Consider the following 22,047-nt stretch of genomic DNA (forward strand, 5'->3'; position numbering starts at 1 on the left):
AGCATGAGTCTGCGACTGGAATGGAGCAACGAACAAGATCGGTACGAGATCGAAGAAACGCTGATCGGGCAGCTGCGCCTTCTGCTCGAAACGGTAGGTCAAACGGAACAGGTCGCAAACGGGGAAGTCGCCCTGACCTTTGTCGACGACGAAGAAATTCATCGACTGAACAGAGAGTTCCGCGATATCGACCGTCCGACTGATGTATTGTCTTTTGCCATGCGTGAATCGAACGGAGAAGAACCGGATATCGTCTACGAAGCGCAAGCGCAAGACGAGCCGGAGTTCGAGGAGATGCTGGGAGATATCATTATTTCGGTTCCGCGTGCGATTGCGCAGAGCGAAGATTACGGGCATTCGGTCGAGCGCGAGCTCGGCTTCCTGTTCGTGCACGGATTCCTGCATCTGCTCGGTTACGACCATCAGACGCCCGAAGAAGAAGCGGAAATGATGGGCAAGCAGGAAGCGGCGCTGCAAAAAATCGGGCTGACGCGCTGATGGATAAACGGCGCACTTGGGGAGATGTATTCCGGAATGCCTGGGACGGTGTCCGGGCAACGGCTTCGACGGAACGGAATTTCAAAGTGCATCTGGCGCTGTGCGCGGCTGTACTGCTTCTCGGTGCGCTGCTGCGCGTTCCCCGTCTCGATTGGGGACTGCTCTGTTTGGCGATCGGTCTTGTGCTGTCGGCCGAGCTGATGAATACCGCCGTCGAAGCGGCTGTCAATCTGACGGTCGGAGAACGGATTCACCCGATGGCCAAAAAAGCCAAAGATGCCGCTGCAGGAGCCGTTTTGGCTTCCGCGTTTTTTGCCGCTTTGATCGGTTTGATTGTTTTTGCGCCGCCGCTGCTTCAACTGGCGCGAGACTGGGGCTGGCTGTAAACGGCAGGCGGATGTACAATAGAATGCACCCGATAAGAGTGGATACCGAGAGGGGAACGAGCGCGAATGGATGCAGCGATACTGATTCAGGAAGCGATAAAAGCACGGGCGCAGGCTTATGTGCCGTATTCCGGCTTTAAAGTAGGAGCGGCACTGCTGGATGAGAACGGAAACGTTCATCACGGATGCAATATCGAAAACGCGGCTTATGGACCTTCGAACTGTGCCGAACGTACGGCGCTTTTTCGTGCGGTAGCGGCCGGGCACCGGCCGGGCAGCTTTACGATGCTGGCCGTAGTCGGAGATACCGAAGGCCCGATTGCGCCTTGCGGCGTCTGCCGTCAGGTTATGGTCGAGCTGTGCAGGCCCGATATGCCCGTGCTGTTGAGCAATATGAACGGCGATATTCGCGAGACGACCATCCGTGAACTGCTTCCGGATGCGTTCGGTCCGTGGGATCTGGACAAATCGTAAATTTCGGTCGGGAATACGTACCGGCAACAAGACACCAAGAGGAGGAATATGATGGAGAGCAAAAAAGGCTTTAAATCCGGATTCGTCGCAATCGTCGGCCGTCCCAATGTCGGCAAGTCGACGCTGATGAACCAGATTATCGGACAAAAGATCGCGATCATGTCCGACAAACCGCAGACAACGCGGAACAAGATTCACGGGGTGTATACGGGAGAAGGAAAACAGATCGTTTTCCTCGATACGCCGGGTATTCACAAACGCCAATCGAAGTTGGGCGATTTCATGAACAACACGGCGCTGAACACGCTGGGCGAAGTGGAAGCGGCCATGTTCCTGGTCGATGCTTCGGAAGGCATCGGCGGGGGCGACCGTTATATTATCGAACAGCTCGGCAAGATCAAGACGCCGGTGTTCCTGATTATGAACAAGATCGATCTGATCGAGCCGGAAGCGCTGCTGCCGCTGATCGAGACGTATCGCAAACTCTACGAGTTCGCCGAAGTGATTCCGATCTCCGCCAAATTCGGCAACAACGTGAATACGCTGATGGAACAGCTGGGCAAATATTTGCCGGAAGGCCCGCAGTATTACCCGGCCGACCAGATTACGGACCATCCGGAGCAGTTCGTCATCGCCGAGCTGATCCGCGAGAAGATTCTTCAGATGACGCGCGAAGAAGTGCCGCACTCGATCGCCGTGACCATCGAAGATATGAAAGTGCAGGATAACGGCATCGTTTACGTAGGCGCGGTTATTTTCGTGGAACGCGATTCGCAGAAAGGGATCGTGATCGGCAAGCAGGGAGCCATGCTCAAAGAAGTGGGCAAGCGCGCGCGTCAGGATATCGAGAACCTGCTCGGTTCGAAGATATTCCTGGAACTGTGGGTCAAAGTGAAGAAAGACTGGCGCAACCAGGATCGGGTTCTGCGCGACCTGGGCTTCCACCGGGACGCCTAGGATGCTGTACCGTCTCGAAGGAATCGTAATTCGGGCGATGGACTACGGGGAGACGAACAAGATTATCACGCTGTGCACCCAAACGCATGGCAAGGTAGGCGTGATGGTCCGCGGAGCGAAAAAGCTCAAAAGCCGCCACGGTTCGCTGACCCAGCCTTTTACGTACGGCATATTCAGCTTTTTCCGGGGCGGAAGCGGCCTGGGGACGCTGAATGACGGCGAAATCTATGAATCGAACCACAAGCTGCGGGAAGATCTGGTGCTCGCCGCCCACGGCGCTTATGCCTGCGAACTGATCGATCGTGCGCTGCAGGATGAAGATACCGGCAGTTTTTGGTTCGAACAGCTGCAGGCATTTTTGACGGGCATGCGAGAAGGCAAAGACCCCGAGGTGATGATGCGGCTGTTCGAGATGAAAATGCTCCAGGCGTCGGGGTATGGTCCGCAGCTCGATATCTGCACGTCCAGCCAGCGTCCGATCGAAGGCGATGCGCTGATCAGCCCGCGTCTGGGCGGCGTGTTGAGCCTGCCTTTTCGGGCGGCGGATCCTTATGCGGTTCCCGTTACGGCAAGGACGCTCTCGCTGCTGAGGGTCTTTGCCAAGCTTGATCTTCGCCGCCTCGGCAACGTGGACGTCAAGCCCGAGACCAAAACCGAACTCAAAAAAGTCATGGAAGCGCTCATGCGCGAACATATCGGCATAAACCTGAAGTCCAAGCGGTTTCTCGATCAGCTCGATCAGTACGGCTTTGACAAATAAGAATCCGGGTCTTACAATAAAGAGAGATTGCTGAATGTTTCGCAGCAGCGTTGAACGGAAAACGCGCAGATGAAAAACAAGGCCAAGCTTCAGCGAACCGGGGACAGTGCAAGCCCGGCCGGCCGAGATTCTGTGCGTACAGGCATTTCCGGGAGCGTGCGAAACGTGAAGCGTACGGAAAAGAGGAATGCGAACCGCGTCCGCAGGTCGGCGCCGCGCATTCAAGTAGGGTGGAACCGCGGGAGACGTTTTGTTGATCGGGTAGGCCTGGCGTTTCGCAAGAAGCGTCTGCCGCCGTCAACGAGCCGGTGCAGATCGAAGATGCCGAGCATCTTGATCATGGCACGTAAACTCTCGTCCCTACGTCTGTCGAACCAGGCGTAAGGACGGGAGTTTTTTGCGTACTCTCATATAGGCAAACAGCTGCCTTCCGGTCTGCCGATCCATTTTGCAAAGGGGTGTTTTTATGAATTTTCAAGGCATGATCCTGACGCTTCAGAAATTTTGGGCGGATCAGGGATGTATTAACGCACAGCCGTACGATACGGAAAAAGGCGCAGGCACGATGAACCCGATGACGTATCTTCGGTCGCTGGGACCGGAGCCGTGGAAAGTGGCTTATGTCGAACCGTCGCGTCGTCCTTCCGACGGCCGTTACGGAGAAAACCCGAACCGGTTGTATCAGCATCATCAGTTCCAAGTGATTATCAAGCCGTCTCCGGACAATATCCAGGAGTTGTACCTCGAGAGTCTCAAAGCGCTTGGCGTCGATCCTCTCGTTCACGATATCCGCTTTGTGGAAGATAACTGGGAGAATCCGACACTCGGCTGTGCGGGCCTCGGCTGGGAAGTCTGGCTGGACGGTATGGAAATTACCCAGTTCACTTACTTCCAGCAGGTCGGCGGTCTCGAAACCCATCCGGTTGCGGTCGAGATTACGTACGGTATGGAGCGTCTGGCTTCCTACATCCAGGATAAAGAGAACGTGTTTGATCTGGAATATGTGGAAGGCATGACCTACGGCGATGTGTATCGTCAAGCGGAGTACGAGCATTCCAAATACACGTTCGAACTGTCGGACGTCAAAATGCTGTTCACGCTGTTCAATATGTACGAGCAGGAAGCGGCACGCGCGGTGGAGGCCAATCTGGTATTCCCGGCTTACGATTATGTGCTGAAATGTTCGCATACGTTCAACCTGCTCGACGCACGGGGCGCAATCAGCGTAACGGAACGGACCGGCTATATTACGCGAGTGCGCAATCTGGCACGCAAAGTGGCCGCGTCTTATGTGGAAGAGCGTGAGAAGCTCGGCTTCCCGTTGATCAAGAAAGGAGAGGAAGCGTAATGGCAAAAGATCTGCTGCTCGAAATCGGTCTTGAAGAAGTACCGGCCCGCTTCCTGCGCGCCGCCATGAATCAGCTGCGCGAGAAAACGGAAAAATGGCTGGACGCGTCGCGTCTGAGCTACGATAAAGTAGAAGCTTACGCGACTCCCCGCCGTATGGCCGTGTTGGCGCACGGCGTTGCGGAGAAGCAGGAGGACGTCAGCGAAGAAGTAAAAGGGCCTTCCCGCAAAATCGCGCAAAGCGACAGCGGAGAATGGACCAAAGCCGCTTTGGGCTTTGCGCGCAGCCAAGGCGTGGAAGCAAGCGACTTTACGTTCAAGGAAGTCGGCGGCGTCGAATACATCTATGCCACCAAAAGCCTGAACGGTCAGGAAGCATCCGCTCTGCTGCCGGAAGGACTCAAGAGCATTATCGCTTCGTTGAATTTCCCGAAAAACATGCGCTGGGGAGCTTACGATTTCAAGTTCGTTCGTCCCATCCGCTGGATGGTCGCGCTGTTCGGCCAGGAAATCGTTCCTTTCGAGATTACCGATGTCCACACAGGACGTATCACGCGCGGACATCGTTTCCTCGGCACCGAGACTTCGATCGCCCAAGCTTCCGACTACGTCGAAGCGCTCCGTGCCCAGCACGTCATGGCGAACGTGGATGAGCGCGAAGCGCTGATCCTGAAGCAGATTCGCGATCTGGCCGAAGAGAAAAACTGGAATATCGCGATCAAGGACGATCTGCTGGAAGAGGTTCTGTTCCTCGTGGAGACCCCTACCGCTCTGTTCGGTACATTCGAAGAGTCGTTCCTGAACATTCCCCAAGACGTACTGATCACGTCGATGAGAGAGCATCAGCGCTATTTCCCGGTTCTGGACGCCGAAGGCAAGCTGCTGCCGTTCTTCGTGACCGTGCGCAACGGGGATGCCAGATCGCTTGACGTTATCGCAAAAGGCAACGAAAAAGTACTGCGCGCCCGCTTGTCGGATGCGAAGTTCTTCTATGAAGAAGATCAGAAGATGCCGATCAAGGACGCGCTCTCGAAGCTTGAGAATGTCGTATTCCACGAAGATCTGGGCAGCACCGGCGACAAAGTGCGCCGAATCCGTCAGACGGCGGACAAGATCGCTGCGCTGCTTCATTTGGACAGCGAAGATGCGCAGGATGTCAGCCGTGCCGCCGACATCTGCAAATTCGATCTTGTGACCCAAATGGTCTATGAATTCCCTGAACTCCAGGGCGTCATGGGCGAAGACTATGCGCGCAAAGCCGGAGAGAACGAATCGGTTGCCCGTGCGGTATTCGAACATTACCAGCCGCGCTTTGCCGGTGAATCCGTACCGGCTTCCATCGTGGGATCGGTGGTCAGTGTGGCCGACAAACTGGATGCCGTCGTCGGATTTTTCGGAATCGGCATTATCCCGACCGGCTCGCAGGATCCTTATGCCCTGCGCCGCCAAGCGGCGGGTATCGTGCAGATCCTGCTCGATCACAAGCTGAATCTGACGCTTGAGCAGCTGTTCGATCTGTCTATCGCCGTACATGAGCAGGCTGGCAACCTGAAGCGCACGCCCGAAGAGATTCGTAAAGACCTGCATGATTTCTTCGAACTGCGGATCAAAAAACTGCTCTCGGAAACCCTGCGCTACGATGTGGTCGACGCGGCGATCGCGGCCGGCTTCGGCGATATTCCGGCCGTTGTTGCGCGCGGCAAAGCCTTGATGAACGCCGTAACGAGCGAAGGCAACTTCAAAGTGACGGTCGAATCGTTCACCCGCACAGGCAATCTGGCTTCAAAAGCCTCCGGCAGCGAAGTGAATCCCGAGCTGTTCGAAGGCGAAGCGGAACGCGAGCTCTTCGAAGCGTGGCAGCTGCTGCAGAAGCAGCGCGGTACATGGGCTCAGGCCGAGGGATACGCAGGTGCCGCCGAAGCCGAATTGAAGGCACTGTCGGGGCTTGCTCAGCCGATTACAACGTTCTTTGACCGGGTAATGGTTATGGCAGAGAACGAAAACGTACGGGCCAACCGTCTTGCGCTGCTTGCTGCGATCGACGGGGATCTCAAACGTTTCGCCGATTTCGGCAGGTTGGTCTGGCAGTAAACAGACCGGCTTTTGCAGGATTTGTACAAGCAGTTGAATAAATAACCGACACGGAATATTTCCCGTACAGAGAGCTGGATCCGAGCGTAGAACAAGCGCCGGCGCATTCGTTTCTCTGTCGGGAAAATTCCTTTTTCGCATAGGGATTGGAGCAGGCGTAGAAACACGGCCGCTTCCGGCGAAAAGGAGGATCTCATGGAGCGCGTAACGCAATCGCAGGAGATGCGGATTTTGGTGGATGCCGATGCATGCCCGGTCAAGGAAGAGATCAAACGCGCCGCCCAAATCGCCGGCGTATCGGTCGTCATGGTTTCTTCATACGATCATGTGCTGCGCGAAGCCGACAATGTACGCATCGTACGGGTCGACCCCGGCAAAGAAAGCGCCGATTTGTATATCGTCAACCATCTGCGTGCGGGCGATCTGGTGATTACCCAAGATTACGGCCTGGCTGCATTGGTTCTTGCAAAGCGCGCTTATGCGCTTTCGGAGCGCGGCGTCGTATACGATGCGGACAATATCGAATTCCTGCTCGACCGCCGACATATCAGCGCGAAAGTGCGCCGGGGCGGAGGAAGAACCAAAGGCCCCAAAAAGTTCACGGCGGAAGACCGGGAGGCTTTTTCGGAAAAATGTTTAAAACTTTTACATGATTTGCAGGAGAAGGCTTAAGTTTAGCGAATATTATTTTCATTAGAAGGTGGTTATGATGAGTACGGAATACGGAAATATTCCGGAGGAAACGATTGATGCAGTGCTGCATCAGCACGATATCGTCGAAACGGTGGGCAGATACGTTCATCTGACCAAGCAGGGCAAGTACATGAAAGGCCTGTGCCCGTTCCATTCCGAAAAGACCCCTTCTTTTACGGTGACGCCGGATCGCCAAATCTTTTACTGCTATGGCTGCGGCATGGGGGGCAACGCCATCAAATTCAGGATGGAAATCGAAGGACTATCCTTCCCCGAAGCCGTCAAGATTATGGCAGAAGAGTCGCATATCCCTTTCCAGAACTCGGGCGCAAAAGCAGAGTCGCCTCAGGACCGGGAAACCGGACGTCTCCTTCAGGCTTACGAATGGAGCGAGAAATTCTATCATTTTTTGTTAAAAAACACCGAACACGGACTTCCCGCACTGGAATACCTGCGAGCACGCGGAATCGGCGACAAACTGATCGATCACTTCCGGATCGGGTTTGCGCCGGATCGTTGGGATACGCTCGTCCAGTTTCTGGACAAACGTTCATTCGATCTGGCGGAGATGGAAAAAGGCGGCTTGATTTCGGCCAGACAAAGCGGCGACGGTTATGTCGATCGTTTCCGGGGCCGGATCATGTTTCCGATAGCGAATCGCAGCGGCAAAACGATTGCGTTTGCCGGACGTATTCTGGGCGACGGGCATCCGAAATATGTGAATTCGCCGGAAAGCCGGCTGTTTAACAAAAGCCGGGTACTGTACAATTTCGACCAGGCAAGAAGCGCTATCCGCAAACAGCGGCAGGCCGTACTGTTCGAAGGATACGGCGACGTTATTGCGGCTTGGGAAGCGGGCGTGCATAACGGAGTCGCCACCATGGGAACTTCGTTGACCGATCAGCATGCCGCCATGATCAAGACGACGGCGGACGAAGTGCTTGTCTGCTACGACGGCGACAATGCCGGTCAGAATGCGGCACTTAAAAGTATTCCGATTCTCGAGCAGGCGGGACTTAAAGTGAAGATCGCGATGCTGCCGCCCGGAGTGGATCCCGACGACTACATCCGTTCGAACGGGGCGGAGCGTTTTGTGCGTCAGATCGTGGAAGACGCGGCTTCGACCACCAAATTCCGTCTGGTCAATCTGCGGAGGGGGTACAAGCTCTCCGAAGAAGGCGGCCGCCTCGATTACACCAAAGCGGCTCTGCCGATTATCGCGGCCTTGAATTCTCCGACGGAACGGGAAGTGTACCTGCGCGAACTGTCGACGGAAGTCGATATTTCGTTCGACAGTCTCAAACAGGACAGCAACCTGATCCGCCAGGAACACAGCCGCCCCGCCCCGGGACAAGAAGACCCGGGTCCGGCTTACTCCGGGCCCCAGCAGGGAGGACGTCCCGGATCGTCCGGCGGAAAAGGCCGCGGACGCGGCGATTACGCGAACAAAGGCGGCTATGTCAAAAAAGGCAATTTCGGCGGAGGGAATTATGCCCAAACGGAAGAAGACTTTTTTCCGCAGGAGCGAAGAGCCCGTCCCGACCGGAATTTGCTTCCCGCCCATCAGGCGGCCGAACGCCGGCTTCTGTATCTGATGCTTCAGGATCGGCAGGCCGCCGATTATGTGGCGGCGCGTCTGGGCGATGAGTTCAATACGCCGGAGCACGCCGCGATCGCCGCTTATCTGTACGCTTTTTATGCGCAGGACCGCGAGCCTGACAGCAGCCGCTTCATTTCTTCGCTGCAGGACGAGAAGTTGGAGAAGATCGTCAGCGCCATCGCGATGATGGAAGGTTCGCGAGAATGGAACGAACAGGTTCTTAACGATTGTATCCGCGAAGTCCGCAAGCAGACCGCTCTTCGCGGCAGCGGTATCGAGCAGAAGCGCGAAGCCATGATACGTGCCGAGAAAGACGGGGATTTCCTGCTTGCCGCTCAAATCGCAAGTGAAATCATAGCCCTGGAAAGGCAGTAACGAACGAGTCACAGGTTCGAATTCCGGGGAGGAGGGAGTCTAGAATGGCGAACGAGCAACATACGGAATTGGAAGGCGAACTGACCCTTGAACAGGTGAAAGAACAGCTGATCGAACTCGGCAAAAAAAGATCCCATCTGAGCTACAAAGAAATTGCCGAGAAGCTGTCGCCGTTCGACCAGGACGCCGAGCAGATCGAGGAGTTTTACGAACAGCTCGGAGAACTGGGAATCGAAGTAAGCGACGATGAAGAGGAACGTCCCCGCCCGCAGACCGAAAGAGAAGGCGGCGAGGAGTTCGAATTCGAAGATGATATGGCTCTTCCTCCGGGGATCAAAATCAACGACCCCGTACGGATGTATCTCAAAGAAATCGGACGCGTTCCCCTGCTCTCCGCCGACGATGAAGTCGGCTTGGCGAAGCGGATCGAAGATGGCGACGAGGAGGCCAAACGGCGTCTGGCGGAAGCGAATCTTCGTCTGGTCGTTAGTATCGCCAAGCGTTATGTCGGACGGGGCATGCTGTTCCTGGATCTGATCCAAGAAGGCAATATGGGTCTCATCAAAGCCGTAGAAAAGTTCGATTACAAAAAGGGCTATAAGTTCAGTACGTATGCGACCTGGTGGATTCGTCAGGCCATTACCCGGGCGATCGCCGACCAGGCCCGGACGATTCGGATTCCGGTGCACATGGTCGAAACGATCAACAAGCTGATCCGGGTCTCCCGGCAGCTGCTGCAGGAATACGGCCGCGAACCATCGCCGGAAGAGATTGCCGCCGAGATGGAACTCAGCGTAGAGAAAGTACGCGAAATCATGAAGATTGCCCAGGAACCCGTATCGCTCGAGACGCCGATCGGCGAAGAAGACGATTCGCACCTCGGTGACTTTATCGAAGACCAGGAAGCGTTGGCTCCGGCCGACGCCGCTGCCTACGAGCTGTTAAAAGAACAGCTCGAAGATGTGCTCGATACGCTGACGGACCGCGAAGAAAATGTGCTCCGTCTGCGCTTCGGCCTGGATGACGGACGAACGCGCACACTCGAAGAAGTGGGCAAAGTGTTCGGGGTAACGCGCGAACGGATTCGTCAGATCGAAGCCAAGGCGCTGCGTAAGCTGCGGCATCCAAGCCGAAGCAAGCGGCTCAAGGATTTCCTCGAATAGAAGCGGTATAGGTAACCAAGAGCGCCGGAGCGAAGCTTCGGCGCTCTTGGTGCGAGCCAAGGAAGATTCTCGGAGGATTCCCTTCGTTTTACCGTCTAAAGTCCCGGAAGTTCGTGTAAAGCGCCGCATAGGCGGGCGGAACTTTTACGGGTAAGATGAAGAAGGTGTTTGCCGCTTACGAAAGGCGAACAAAAATGTCCGCCTGCTTAATCGGAGCGAAGCGACCTGCCGATATAAAAAGGAGAACGGCTTCAGTTACGGATTGTCTTCAAACGGCGGTATTGAAGAGAATCCTCCGGAGGAGGAGCGCTTTTGGAACGGGAAAAAAAGAAAATTATTATTACCGAGATTGAAAATTGGCGAAAAAGCAAACTTTTGCCCGAACATTATTGCGATTTTTTGTTAAACTTATATGACGACGAGGCGACCCAGAAGAAAAAAGGTACACTATCGGTCACTGCGCTGCAGCAGGGCAATTTTAAGCTGTGGGCGCTTTCGTTTGTCAGCGTAGCGCTGATTTTCATGATCGCTTTTTATTTTCCGATTCTGGATTGGCCGTTTCAGGCAGCCGCAATCGCGGCGCTTGTCTCATTTTGTTACGGGCTCGGTACATACGCCAGGGGAAAAGCCTGGATGAGCGGAATGGGCGGGCAGATGCTGTATGCGGTCGGCAGTGTGGTATTGCTTGGACTGGGGTCCTGGATGGTCCGTCTCAACGGCTGGCCGGAAGAGATCGGCATGCTCGGGTTGATCGCGGTGTGCGCCGTAGTCTGGTTGGCGGTCGGGATGATCGTGCCGAGCGGGCTGCTGCATTACAGCGGCTGGGCGGCTTTGATTCTGCTGTATGCCGAATTTTTCGGCAAGATGAATCCGGCCGCTTCCTGGCCGATGCTCCAGCTGCTCTGGCTGCCGCTCAGTGCGCTGCTGCTGTGGTTGAGCTGGCTCGCCCATCATAAAGCCAAACGCTTTGCCTCGATCTATTTTGCGGTCGGCGTGACCCTCTGGTTTATGCCGGAGATCGACGACCTGCTGCTGCGACAGAATACGACCGAGAGTATTATTTTATACATTCTCGGCAAACTGGCGCTGGCATTTATCTTCTTGTTTGTCTGGCGAAAAAAATGGATTGCGTGGGTGTCTGTATGAAATTATCGGAACGTTTGAATACGATTTGCCAATCGATTCCGCCGGGCAGCCGCCTGGCGGATATCGGCTCGGATCATGCCCTGCTGCCGACCTGTGCCGTGCTGGAAGGCCGGGTCGTTTCGGCGATTGCGGGCGAAGTGAACCGCGGGCCTTATGAAGCGGCCTCGAAACAGGTTTCGGAAGCGGGACTTCACGGCAAAATCGAAGTGCGGCTTGGCGACGGCCTGGCCGCAATCGAAGCGGGGGAAGCGGACGTCGTGACGATCGCCGGCATGGGAGGCGCGCTGATCGTCCGTATTCTGACGGAAGGCCGGGCCAAGCTTGCCGGTGTGCAGCGTTTGATTCTCCAGCCGAATGTCGGCGAAGACCTGGTCCGCCGCTGGCTGCTGGAAGAAGGCTGGCTGCTGACCGGAGAAACGATTCTTGAAGAAGACGGGAAAATTTACGAGGTGTTGACCGGAGACCGCAGTCCGTCGGCGGAAACGGAAAATGCCCGCCTTTATGCGGACACGACCGTGGGAGAACCGCCGGTTAGACTGGATCGGGAACAGCTGATTGACTTCGGACCTTACCTCGTTCGCGAAGCTTCGCCGGTATTCCAAGGCAAATGGATCGGTGAAATCGACAAACTGAAATGGGTTGCGGAATCGATGGGCCGTTCAGACAGCAGCGACGCGCGCGGCAAAAAGGAAGCATTGGAACGCCGTATCGAATCGCTCAAGGAGGTGCTGGCATGCTTGCCAAAGGACAAACCGTTATCCAACTGATGGAGAAGTTTGCGCCGAAAGCGCTGGCCGTGGAAAACGACAAAATCGGCTTGCAGCTCGGCACATTGAATAAAGAGATCACGAAAGTACTGGTTGCGCTTGACGTGACGGATGAAGTGGTGGACGAAGCGATCGCGATCGGCGCCAATCTGATTGTCGCGCACCATGCGATCATTTTCCGGCCGCTGGCCCATCTGCGTACGGATACGCCGATGGGAGCGCTGTACGAAAAGCTGATCAAGCACGATATCGCCGTTTATATCAGCCATACGAATCTGGATGTGGCGGAAGGCGGCATGAACGACTGGATGGCTTCCCTAGTGGGCATCGTCGAACCCAAGCCGCTCGAAGAACTCCAAAACGAGAAGCTTTACAAGCTGGTCGTTTATGTGCCGAAAAGCCATCATCAAAGCGTACTGGATGCGATTCTGGCTGCCGGAGCAGGAACAATCGGCGAATATTCGCACTGCAGTTTCAATACGGAAGGCACAGGTACTTTTCTTCCGGGGCAGCAGACGGACCCGTATCTGGGAAGTCCGGGCAAACTGGAACGCGCCGAAGAAATCCGAATCGAGACGGTGCTGGGCGAAAGCCGGCGATCCAAGGTCATTCAAGTCATGCTGAAAGCTCACCCGTACGAAGAAGTCGCTTACGACTTGTACGCGTTGGAGCAAAAAGGGAAATCTTTCGGATTGGGCCGCATCGGGCGTCTGGCACAGCCCAAAACGCTGGCCGAGCTGACGGAAATCGTCAAACAGGGCTTCGATGTGCCGGCCGCGCGTGTTGTCGGCGATCCCGGACGTTTGGTCAAAAAAGCGGCGGTGCTCGGAGGATCGGGAAGCCGTTATATCCATCATGCGATCCGCCAGGGGGCCGATGTGCTTATTACCGGCGATATCGATTACCATACGGCGCATGATGCACGGATGGCCGGACTGTCGATTATCGACCCGGGACACAATTCGGAGAAGATCATGAAACGCGAAGTGGCGCAGCTGCTGGGCAGCATGCTTACCGAGAGCGGAAGCGAAACGACCGTTCACGCTTCGGAACCGAATACGGAACCTTTCCGATTCGTGTAAAGAAAAAAAGCTTGTCACCCATGAATATTCGCGGTATAATAAGTGCCGTTGCTTAAGGGAAGTTTAACAGACAATCGCCGGTGCCGCGTAAGGCGGTACGGGAGGAAAGTCCGGGCTTCGTAGGGCAGGATGCTGGATAACGTCCAGTCAGCGCGAGCTGAAGGATTAGTGCCACAGAAATGGACCGCCGATGGCCGCCTTCGGGTGTGCACAGGTAAGGGTGGAACCGGAGTGTAAGAGACTCCGAGGGGCGCTGGTGACTTCGTCCCTGGTAAACCCCATCCGAAGCAAGACCTAATGAAACGCGGTTCCCGGCTTGCCGGGGACGGCCCTTGCCCGGGGTGCGTTTAGGTTGGTCGCTCGAGCCGTACAGCAATGTGCGGCCTAGACAGATGATTGTCGCTCACAGCGGGAGGGTAGTTCCCGTCTGCACCGCAAACGAGCACAGAACCCGGCTTACGGTAAGCTTTCCGAACTGCGCAACCCACAAAATTTGGACCTCGTCCGACGACGGTCCGAAGCAAAAGGATTTTTTTGCACGAACAATCCGATTTGGCGGCGTCCGTCTTCTTCGAAAGAAGAAAGCGGGCGCCGTTTTGCATAGGAATCAGACGGGAAAGGCAGATCGGCTCCGTTTGGAAATCACGGCAGGGGTTAAGTCATGGATAAAGGCGATAAACATTGTTTATCGGCAGCGGTAATACGGGCTCGCCGGATGCTTTTGCTTAAAATTTATGCTACGATGGACGGAAGAAGGAACAGGGTTTGCAAGGAAGCCCGTTTCGCGCGTCCGCGCGATCAAATACCAAGGGGGAACCGCCGTTATGCCAGCGTCCAACGTACAGAAATTGTGTGAATCGACCAGAGAAAAGTTGAAAACCGCCATCGTGAGAATCGAAGCTTTTTTGAACGAATACTCGCTGCCTCAGCTTGCCGAATCGCAGGATGAGGAAGAAATCGCTTATTACAAAGGATTTTTAGCCGATCTCCGTCATCTGCTTGTGTTCTCGGAAACCTCCTCCGAAAAAATCGGGGTGCTGCTCCGCCGGGCCAATTTTGATGTCAATTCCGCGGAGGATACGCTGTACAAGGTCTATCATAACGTCATCAACAGTTTCTTTTATCCGAAAAACGAATGTTACGCCGAAGACGGCCGTTATGCGTACACGGGGCAGGAAGCGATTCGTTTCCGCCGGCACATTGCGCCTACCGCACGCGAAGTGATTCTCGACGTCACCAAGACGTACGAAGAACTTCGCGACGATCTGGATTACTACGAGAGCGATTATCTCAGCCAGCGTCGAATGAGCGCACCGCGTTCGTAAGCTTTTTTGAAATCCCGGATAACCGCTTCGGAAGTCCCGTTGCACGGCTCCGGCCGTTGGGGTTAAGCTAAACTTGAAACCGATGGAAGGAGAGTGCAGCCGATGATTATTGATCCGAGGACGGCCAAGCAGCTCATCGAACTTCAATGGATGGACAGTATGAATCTGGACAAGTCCGCAATAAAAAATATGGAGCAGGGCAAAATCGATTCGTCGGTCTTTGCCACCCTGCTGCAGCAGAAGATGGACCAATCGGGAACGGGTTCGATCTCGGCCCAGGAATTGATGAAAACGCTCGATGCGATTGCGCTTCCGGCCGATCGGATGGGTTCGATGAAGGAGGGAGCCACTTCGCTTGAAGGCGCTTCTCAAAGTTCTTCGTCGCTGGACAGGTCATCCGCCAAGATCGAGATGCCTTCCGTATCCGAACCGACCGTCAAATCCGGAACGCCGAATGCGAATGCTGCCCAGTATGCGGACATCGTGCAGGCGGCGAGCTCCAAATACGGAATTCCGCAGTCTTTGATCAACGGCATCATCGATGCGGAATCGTCGTTTAATCCGAACGCCCAGTCGGGCGCTGGTGCCAAAGGCCTTATGCAGCTGATGGACGGAACGGCTGCGGGACTCGGTGTCAAAAATTCGTTCGATCCGCAGCAGAACATCGACGGAGGCGCCAGCTACATCGCTTCCATGCTGCTTCGTTTCGACGGTTCCCAGCGTTTGGCGCTTGCCGCTTACAACGCGGGTCCGGGTACGCTCCAACGTTTGGGTATCCGAACCGAAGCCGATTTGGATGCCAATTTCGACCGGCTTCCACGCGAGACGCAAAATTATATCGGCCGGGTAGAAAAGGCTCAAGCCAAATACATTTGAGCCGATTCGGCGCAGTCGAAGATCAAAAAGGAGAAGCCGGGCTTTTCCTTTTTGATCTTTTTGCCGTCTGCTGGAAGTACGGCTGCACGGAATATAAGGAATGGAAAGAAGGTCAAGATTCATGCTTAATTTCGATCATGCGGCTTCGACGCCGGTTCATCCGGACGTCATCCGTACCGTAAGCGAAGTGACGGAGGCGCACAGCGGCAACCCTTCTTCGATTCACCGCGGGGGACAGGCTGCTTCCAGACTGCTGGAGCGTTCGCGCGAAGTCTGTGCGGCTGCGCTCGGCGTCCAAAGTGCGGAAATCGTCTTTACTTCGGGGGCGACGGAGAGCAACAATCTGGCCGTGAAAGGGATGCTGCTCGGACGTGTCGACGGCAGGCGGCATATCGTCACGACACAAATCGAGCATGCTTCGGTATATGAAAGCTGCCGCCAGCTCGAGAGTTTCGGTTTTGAAGTTACCTATGTGGCGCCGGAAGCGGATGGCACGGTCCGTCCCGAGCGGATCTTGGGTGCGGTGCGCAAAGATACCGCATTGGTGAGCGTCATCCACGTGAATAACGAGACGGGAGCTGTCCAGCCCGTCGAAGAGATCGGCCGGCAGCTGAAGCGCCGCGACGCCCGCGTACGCTTTCATGTCGACGGCGTTCAGGGATTCGGCCGCCTTGCTCTTGATCTGAATGCCGCCGGGATCGACCTGTACAGTCTGTCGGCACACAAGATTGGCGGTCCGCGCGGAGTGGGTCTGCTGGTGGTCCGCAGCGGCGTGCATCTACTGCCGCTCATATCGGGCGGTGCGCAGGAAAGCGGGCTTCGTGCCGGTACGGAAAATGTGCCTTCGATTGTGGGAGCGGCCAAAGCGTTCCGGCTTGCGGCGGAAGGACAGTCCGGGCGTGCCGAGCGGATGGATCTGCTGCGTGAATATATAGTGCGGGAAGTGCGCAAGCATAAAGCGCTGACGCTGACCGAACCTGCACATCCCGCACCGCATATTGTACATTTTACATTTCCGGGGTTGAAATCGCAGGTGATTCTGCATACGCTTGAAGAGCTTGGAGTCCTTGTGTCGGCTCAATCCGCCTGCTCGTCGAAAACCGAGAAACCGAGCCGGGTTCTCGAAGCGATGGGGCGCGATCGCGCCCATGCGACTTCGGGGATCCGCTTCAGTCTGGGAGACGGGCATACGCAAGAAGAAATCCGACTGCTGTCGGAGGCGCTGGAACAGGCCGTGAGCCGGCTGGCGCCGTTTGAGGGGAGAAAAAGATAACGAATGAAGAAATATGATTACCTGCTGCTGCGTTTTGGCGAATTGACCTTAAAAGGGCGCAATCGCGCAAAGTTTGAAAAAGCGGCCGTCGAGCATGTCCGGGCGCTGCTGCGTCCTTATCCGGAAGCCAAAGTGCGCCGCGAATTCGGACGTATTTATGTCGATCCGGGCAGCGGGCAGGCCGAGACGCTTATTCCGGTCCTGCAAAACGTTTTTGGCATGACGTCGATGAGTCCGGTGCGTGCCGTGAAGCCCGAGCTGGACGAGATTATCCGCGCGGCCGGAGAACTGCTCGAAGCGATGGAGATCAAACGCGAAACGACATTCAAGACGAATGTCCGCCGCGTCTGGAAAGACTTTCCGCATTCGTCGCAGGAATCCAATCCGCTGATTGCTTCTCCGCTGCTCAAGCGTTTTCCGCTGCTCAAAGTCGATGTGCGGGAACCGGAGCTGGAACTTCGGGTCGAAATCCGGGATCAATTCGCTTACGTATACGGCGAAGTGATTCCGGGAGCGGGAGGTTTCCCTCTTGGAACAAACGGGAAAGCGCTGCTTCTATTGTCGGGAGGGATCGACAGCCCGGTGGCCGGCTGGTCTTCGCTCCGCCGCGGACTGGAAGTGGAGTGTATCCATTTCCACAGTTACCCGTTCACCAGCGAAAAAGCGAAAGAAAAAGTCGTCGACCTCGCTCAGGCTCTGGCAGAGTATGCGGGCAAGATCCGTCTGCACATCGTACCTTTTACCGAAGTTCAGACTTCGTTCACCCAGATGGGACAGGATAATCTGATGATTACGCTGATGCGGCGGGCCATGCTCCGGATCGCGACCAAAGTCGCCGAACGGGAAAAAGCACTCGCGCTCATAACGGGAGAAAGTCTCGGTCAGGTCGCCAGCCAGACGCTGCCCAGCATGAACGTGATCGAACGCGCGACCGAGCTGCCCATTCTGCGGCCGCTCGTCATGACGGACAAAGACGAGATCATCCGTCTGTCGCGCCGGATCGGAACCTACGATATTTCTATCCTGCCTTACGAAGACTGCTGCACGCTGTTTGTGCCGAAGTCGCCGACGACCAATCCCAATCTGCGGATCGTCAACAAGGTCGAAGCCGTCACACCCAATCTTGAGCGTCTGATCGAAGAAGCGGCCGACGGTACGGAAACGATCGAATTGTTTGCGGGGGGTTCGCGCAGCCGAAGCAATCAAGAAGGCGAAGAATCGCCCGTCAATCCCGATTGGTTCTGAAGAACGCGTTCGCACTCTCCAAGATTTGCCGAACCGCTGAATAAACAGCCGTAGATTTCCGATAATAACAAGGATGGGATACGTAGTTTCCGCGTATGCCAGGATAGGCGAAAATTCCGCAAGAGGAGAATCGGGATGCCAAACAATAATAAAAAGGCTGTCGGGATTTTTATTTTAGCTGCCGGACTGATTATTCTCTTGGGACAGTGGGGCGTATTTTCTTTTCTGGGACGGGTGTTCTGGCCGCTGCTCATCCTGCTGCCGGGGGTAATCCTCCATCTGGCTTTTGCAGCCCGCACCCTTCCGGCCTGGGTACTTGTTCCGGGAGGAACATTGACCGTGTACGGGATTGTGTTTTCTCTGTGCAACACCTGGGGATTCGGGTTGATTGAAGTGCTGTGGCCCGCGTTCCTGCTGGGTCCGGGCGTTGGTCTGTACGAGTACGCGCTGCTCGATTCGGTACGTCCGAAAGGCATTTATTACGCGTCGCTGGGTTTGATCGGTCTGTCGATCCTGCTGTTTATTTTCAGTTTGCTCGGCGCTTTTTTTCTCTACGCCTTCTCGGTTATTTTGATTCTGGCAGGAGCCTGGCTGGTTTTTTGGCCTGAATCCGGTGCAGGCAAACGAAGCGGTTGGCGTAAAATGTAAAAAGGCTTGAAATTTCATGAAAATCATGTATAATCAAAGGGATCGAGGAGCGTCGGCAGTGTTGCCAGACGCTTCTTTTGTGAGAATCCCAAGGACAAGCTTTTTAAACATTTTTAATAGAGAAGGGAACATTCCATTCATGCATTCAAGACAAGAAATTCGCAATATCGCGATTATCGCCCACGTCGACCATGGTAAAACCACGCTCGTCGACAAACTGCTCCAGCAATCGGGTATTTTCCGTGACCACGAGCATATGCAAGAGCGCGCCATGGACTCCAACGATCTCGAAAGAGAACGCGGCATTACGATTCTGGCGAAAAATACGGCGATTCCTTATAAAGATTATCTGATCAACATCGTGGATACACCTGGACACGCCGACTTTGGCGGAGAAGTGGAACGGATCATGAAAATGGTTGACGGCGTTCTGCTCGTCGTTGACGCTTACGAAGGGTGCATGCCGCAAACCCGTTTCGTACTGGGCAAAGCTTTGGCGCATAACCTGACGCCAATCGTTGTCGTCAACAAAATCGACCGTCCGGCCGCTCGTCCGTCGGAAGTCATCGACGAAGTTCTCGACCTGTTCATCGAACTGGGCGCAAACGATCAACAGCTCGACTTCCCGGTCGTGTACGCTTCCGCTCTGAACGGTACGTCCAGCTTGGACGCAGCGAAACAAGACGACAACATGAAAGCCATGTACGACACGATCATCGAGAACATTCCGTCGCCGACGGAAAGCATCGATGAGCCGCTGCAATTCCTCGTTACCCTGATGGACTACAACGAATACCTCGGCCGTATCGCAATCGGCCGCGTAAACCGCGGGATCATCCGTCAAGGTCAATCCGTTGCCGTTATGACGCGCGACGGAGGCATGAAGCAGGCCCGGATCGAGAAGCTGTTCGGCTTCCAGGGTCTGAAGCGTATCGAGACGGACCAAGCCGGCGCCGGCGATATCATCGCCATCGCGGGGATCAAGGACATCAACATCGGCGAGACGATTGCCGATCCGCAAAATCCGGAAGCTCTGCCGGTCCTCAAGATCGACGAGCCTACCCTGCAAATGACGTTCCTCGTCAATAACAGTCCGTTCGCGGGCCGCGAAGGCAAATGGGTCACTTCCCGCAAGCTGCGCGACCGTCTGTTCTTCGAACTCGAGACCGACGTCAGCCTGCGCGTTGACGAAACCGACAGCCCGGATGCTTTCGTTGTATCGGGACGCGGCGAGCTTCACCTCGGCATCCTGATCGAAAACATGCGCCGCGAAGGTTACGAGCTGCAGGTTTCGAAACCGGAAGTTATCGTCAGAGAAGTCGACGGCAAGAAAATGGAGCCGATCGAACGTCTGCTGATCGACGTACCGGAAGAAAGCACCGGCGCGGTTATGGAGAGCCTCGGCGCACGCAAAGCCGAAATGGTCAACATGATCAACAACGGCACGGGCCAGGTTCGCCTGGAGTTCCTGATTCCGGCTCGCGGCCTGATCGGTTACCGTACGAACTTCCTGAGCTTGACTCGCGGATACGGCGTCATGAACCACGCGTTCGACAGCTACGGACCGCTGATCGGCGGACAGGTTGGCGGACGTCACCAAGGCGTACTCGTATCGACGGAGAACGGCAACGCGACGCTGTACGGCATTCTCGGCGTCGAGGATCGCGGTACGCTGTTCGTTGAACCGGGCGCTGAAGTATACGAAGGCATGATCGTCGGCGAGAACACTCGCGACAACGACATCGTCGTTAACATCTGCCGTGAAAAACAGCTGACCAACGTGCGTTCGGCTACCAAAGACGATACGGTCAAAATGAAGACGCCTCGCCTGTTCTCGCTGGAGCAAGCGCTGGAATATCTGAATGACGACGAGTATTGCGAAATCACGCCTAAAAACGTTCGGATGCGTAAGAAAGTCCTGAATAAGGGCGAGCGCGAACGTTTCGAGAAACAACGCAAAGCGGCTCAAGCGAACCTGTAAGTCATACGGCAGTAAAAAGCAAGCAATCGGTAACTTTTCCCGTCTCGGCTGCGTCTTATTAAAAGACGTCAGGGCGATTCGGCGAACAGGGTCCGCCGCCCTGGTGGCGTGCGGACCCTGTTTTCGTTTGTACGGAAAATGGCAGGTAACGGTTTAAGAGCCGGGCCTGCGCGATTCGTACGGATTGCATAAGAGAAGGAGCTGGACAGACATGAGCAGTACACAAGGCGGAGGTCTTCCGCCGCGTTCGGGCGGAAGCCGCAGTGCAAAGCCGGCAGAAGCGCCGACCGTCCGCCGCAGTGCGGGAGGTTCGGGCGGCAGCGGAGGAAACGGCGGAGGCCGACCTGGGGGCAAAAAGAAAAAAAGCGGAGCCAAGCGCTTCTGGACAATATTCGTTGTGCTTCTGATTCTGCTGGTCGTCGCAGCCGGTCTGTATTTCGGATGGGTCTATCAGAAGTCCAAAGCGATCGGCACGGGCGGCGAACCGGCAAAACCGGCTGATTCGCAGCCGATTGCCATGGCGCTGCTCGGTACCGATTTTCGGACGGAGACGGATTCGCATCTGACCGACGTGGTCATGGTGGCGGTCATGAATCCGAAAACGAATACGGCCACGGTAGTTTCTCTTCCAAGAGACACGCGTGTCGAACTGGAAGGATACAAAGTTCGCAAAGTCAACGCCTACTACCCGGCTTTCCTGGCTCAGGAAAAGCAGGGAGAAGGCGAAGCCAAAGAGGCCATGCAGCGGATGCTCGGCAAGTATTTCGATATTCCGATCGATTACGTAACGGTCGTCAACTTCCAAAGTCTGCGCGATATCGTAGACGCCCTCGGCGGCGTACAGGTGGATGTCATGATGGACATGTGCTACAAAGACACGGTGGACGAGACGGATATCAATCTCAAAGCCGGTCCGCAGACGCTCGATGGCAAAGACGCGCTCGATTACGTCCGCTACCGGAAAACCAACTGCAGCCCGCCTACGGCGCCTTCCGACGACTTCAGCCGAAATCAGCGCCAGCAGCAGGTGATCGGCGCAATTATGGACAAAGTACAGTCGTTCAATGTGCTGATCAAGTCCGGCTCCCTGATCGATGCGGTAGCGGACAATACGGATACCGATCTGGAAAATAAACAAATTCTTAATCTGGTCAAAACCTATTGGGATATCCCCAAAGAAAATATCACGTTCCCCAAAGTAACAGGAACCTGGAAAAGTCCGTTCGTCCATATCAGCGACTCCGAACTTGCGGCGGCGAAGCAGGCTCTGCAGGACGAACTGGCCGGCAATCACCAGCCTGCTGCGGCCACGGCGGCGCCGTGATTGAATGAGGTTTTCCCGATGTGATATAATCGGGGA

General features: G+C 55.4%; 20 protein-coding genes and 1 other RNA gene. All 21 read left to right on the plus strand.

Annotated elements, in window-relative coordinates; all coding sequences use genetic code 11:
• Positions 1 to 3 precede the first annotated feature (3 nt).
• The 21 genes from ybeY to HRQ60_RS02895 all read left to right on the plus strand — a co-directional run bounded on the left by ybeY (position 4) and on the right by HRQ60_RS02895 (position 22,011).
• Positions 4 to 498, plus strand: a complete 495-nt coding sequence (gene ybeY, locus HRQ60_RS02795) for an rRNA maturation RNase YbeY (protein WP_172194111.1) — start codon at positions 4 to 6, stop codon at positions 496 to 498.
• Positions 498 to 884, plus strand: a complete 387-nt coding sequence (locus tag HRQ60_RS02800; protein ID WP_172194112.1) for a diacylglycerol kinase family protein — start codon at positions 498 to 500, stop codon at positions 882 to 884. Before ybeY ends, HRQ60_RS02800 begins: the two co-directional genes overlap by 1 nt.
• A 66-nt stretch (positions 885 to 950) precedes the next feature.
• Positions 951 to 1,358 (plus strand): cytidine deaminase, encoded by a 408-nt coding sequence (cdd, locus tag HRQ60_RS02805; RefSeq protein ID WP_172194113.1) that lies wholly within the window; start codon positions 951 to 953, stop codon positions 1,356 to 1,358.
• 51 nt (positions 1,359 to 1,409) lie between these two features.
• On the plus strand, positions 1,410 to 2,315 hold the full coding sequence (era, locus tag HRQ60_RS02810) for a GTPase Era (RefSeq protein WP_141446303.1): 906 nt from the start codon (positions 1,410 to 1,412) through the stop codon (positions 2,313 to 2,315).
• Between the two features lies 1 nt (position 2,316).
• Positions 2,317 to 3,075: a DNA repair protein RecO gene (gene recO, locus HRQ60_RS02815; protein WP_172194114.1), complete on the plus strand. Its 759-nt coding sequence runs from the start codon at positions 2,317 to 2,319 to the stop codon at positions 3,073 to 3,075.
• 466 nt (positions 3,076 to 3,541) lie between these two features.
• A complete protein-coding gene (gene glyQ, locus HRQ60_RS02820) occupies positions 3,542 to 4,423 on the plus strand; it encodes a glycine--tRNA ligase subunit alpha (RefSeq protein ID WP_172194115.1) in 882 nt (293 codons plus the stop codon).
• Positions 4,423 to 6,513 (plus strand): glycine--tRNA ligase subunit beta, encoded by a 2,091-nt coding sequence (gene glyS, locus HRQ60_RS02825; protein ID WP_172194116.1) that lies wholly within the window; start codon positions 4,423 to 4,425, stop codon positions 6,511 to 6,513. The genes glyQ and glyS overlap by 1 nt, the downstream gene beginning before the upstream one ends.
• A 195-nt stretch (positions 6,514 to 6,708) precedes the next feature.
• The gene (locus HRQ60_RS02830) at positions 6,709 to 7,185 is read left to right on the plus strand and encodes a YaiI/YqxD family protein (protein WP_172194117.1); all 477 of its coding nucleotides are present in this window, start codon (positions 6,709 to 6,711) and stop codon (positions 7,183 to 7,185) included.
• Positions 7,186 to 7,222: 37 nt separating this feature from the next.
• Positions 7,223 to 9,181, plus strand: a complete 1,959-nt coding sequence (gene dnaG, locus HRQ60_RS02835) for a DNA primase (protein ID WP_172194229.1) — start codon at positions 7,223 to 7,225, stop codon at positions 9,179 to 9,181.
• A gap of 44 nt (positions 9,182 to 9,225) precedes the next feature.
• Entirely contained in the window at positions 9,226 to 10,344 is a 1,119-nt protein-coding gene (gene rpoD / locus HRQ60_RS02840) for an RNA polymerase sigma factor RpoD (RefSeq protein WP_172194118.1), read from the plus strand.
• A 312-nt stretch (positions 10,345 to 10,656) separates the two neighbouring features.
• Entirely contained in the window at positions 10,657 to 11,490 is an 834-nt protein-coding gene (locus HRQ60_RS02845) for a hypothetical protein (protein ID WP_172194119.1), read from the plus strand.
• Positions 11,487 to 12,257, plus strand: coding sequence for a tRNA (adenine(22)-N(1))-methyltransferase (locus HRQ60_RS02850; RefSeq protein WP_172194120.1), 771 nt, complete (start codon positions 11,487 to 11,489; stop codon positions 12,255 to 12,257). Before HRQ60_RS02845 ends, HRQ60_RS02850 begins: the two co-directional genes overlap by 4 nt.
• Complete coding sequence (locus HRQ60_RS02855) at positions 12,224 to 13,339, plus strand: Nif3-like dinuclear metal center hexameric protein (protein WP_172194121.1); 1,116 nt, start codon at positions 12,224 to 12,226, stop codon at positions 13,337 to 13,339. The genes HRQ60_RS02850 and HRQ60_RS02855 overlap by 34 nt, the downstream gene beginning before the upstream one ends.
• Before the next feature lie 58 nt (positions 13,340 to 13,397).
• An RNA gene (rnpB, locus tag HRQ60_RS02860) (RNase P RNA component class A) lies at positions 13,398 to 13,813 on the plus strand.
• 350 nt (positions 13,814 to 14,163) lie between these two features.
• Positions 14,164 to 14,664, plus strand: coding sequence for a DUF3907 family protein (locus HRQ60_RS02865; protein WP_172194122.1), 501 nt, complete (start codon positions 14,164 to 14,166; stop codon positions 14,662 to 14,664).
• A gap of 102 nt (positions 14,665 to 14,766) precedes the next feature.
• Positions 14,767 to 15,540, plus strand: coding sequence for a lytic transglycosylase domain-containing protein (locus tag HRQ60_RS02870; protein WP_172194123.1), 774 nt, complete (start codon positions 14,767 to 14,769; stop codon positions 15,538 to 15,540).
• A 121-nt stretch (positions 15,541 to 15,661) separates the two neighbouring features.
• Positions 15,662 to 16,813 carry a cysteine desulfurase family protein gene (locus HRQ60_RS02875; protein WP_172194124.1) on the plus strand — a complete coding sequence of 384 codons (1,152 nt, stop codon included), beginning with the start codon at positions 15,662 to 15,664 and terminating at the stop codon, positions 16,811 to 16,813.
• Positions 16,814 to 16,816: 3 nt separating this feature from the next.
• Positions 16,817 to 18,058, plus strand: coding sequence for a tRNA uracil 4-sulfurtransferase ThiI (gene thiI, locus HRQ60_RS02880; protein WP_172194125.1), 1,242 nt, complete (start codon positions 16,817 to 16,819; stop codon positions 18,056 to 18,058).
• 135 nt (positions 18,059 to 18,193) lie between these two features.
• Positions 18,194 to 18,706, plus strand: a complete 513-nt coding sequence (locus HRQ60_RS02885) for a hypothetical protein (protein WP_172194126.1) — start codon at positions 18,194 to 18,196, stop codon at positions 18,704 to 18,706.
• 139 nt (positions 18,707 to 18,845) lie between these two features.
• Positions 18,846 to 20,687: a translational GTPase TypA gene (typA, locus tag HRQ60_RS02890; protein WP_172194127.1), complete on the plus strand. Its 1,842-nt coding sequence runs from the start codon at positions 18,846 to 18,848 to the stop codon at positions 20,685 to 20,687.
• A gap of 211 nt (positions 20,688 to 20,898) precedes the next feature.
• Entirely contained in the window at positions 20,899 to 22,011 is a 1,113-nt protein-coding gene (locus tag HRQ60_RS02895) for an LCP family protein (RefSeq protein WP_172194128.1), read from the plus strand.
• Positions 22,012 to 22,047: the final 36 nt, after the last annotated feature.

It is taken from the genome of Saccharibacillus qingshengii (genome assembly GCF_013185195.1).
Taxonomy (GTDB): Bacteria; Bacillota; Bacilli; order Paenibacillales; family Paenibacillaceae; genus Saccharibacillus; species Saccharibacillus qingshengii.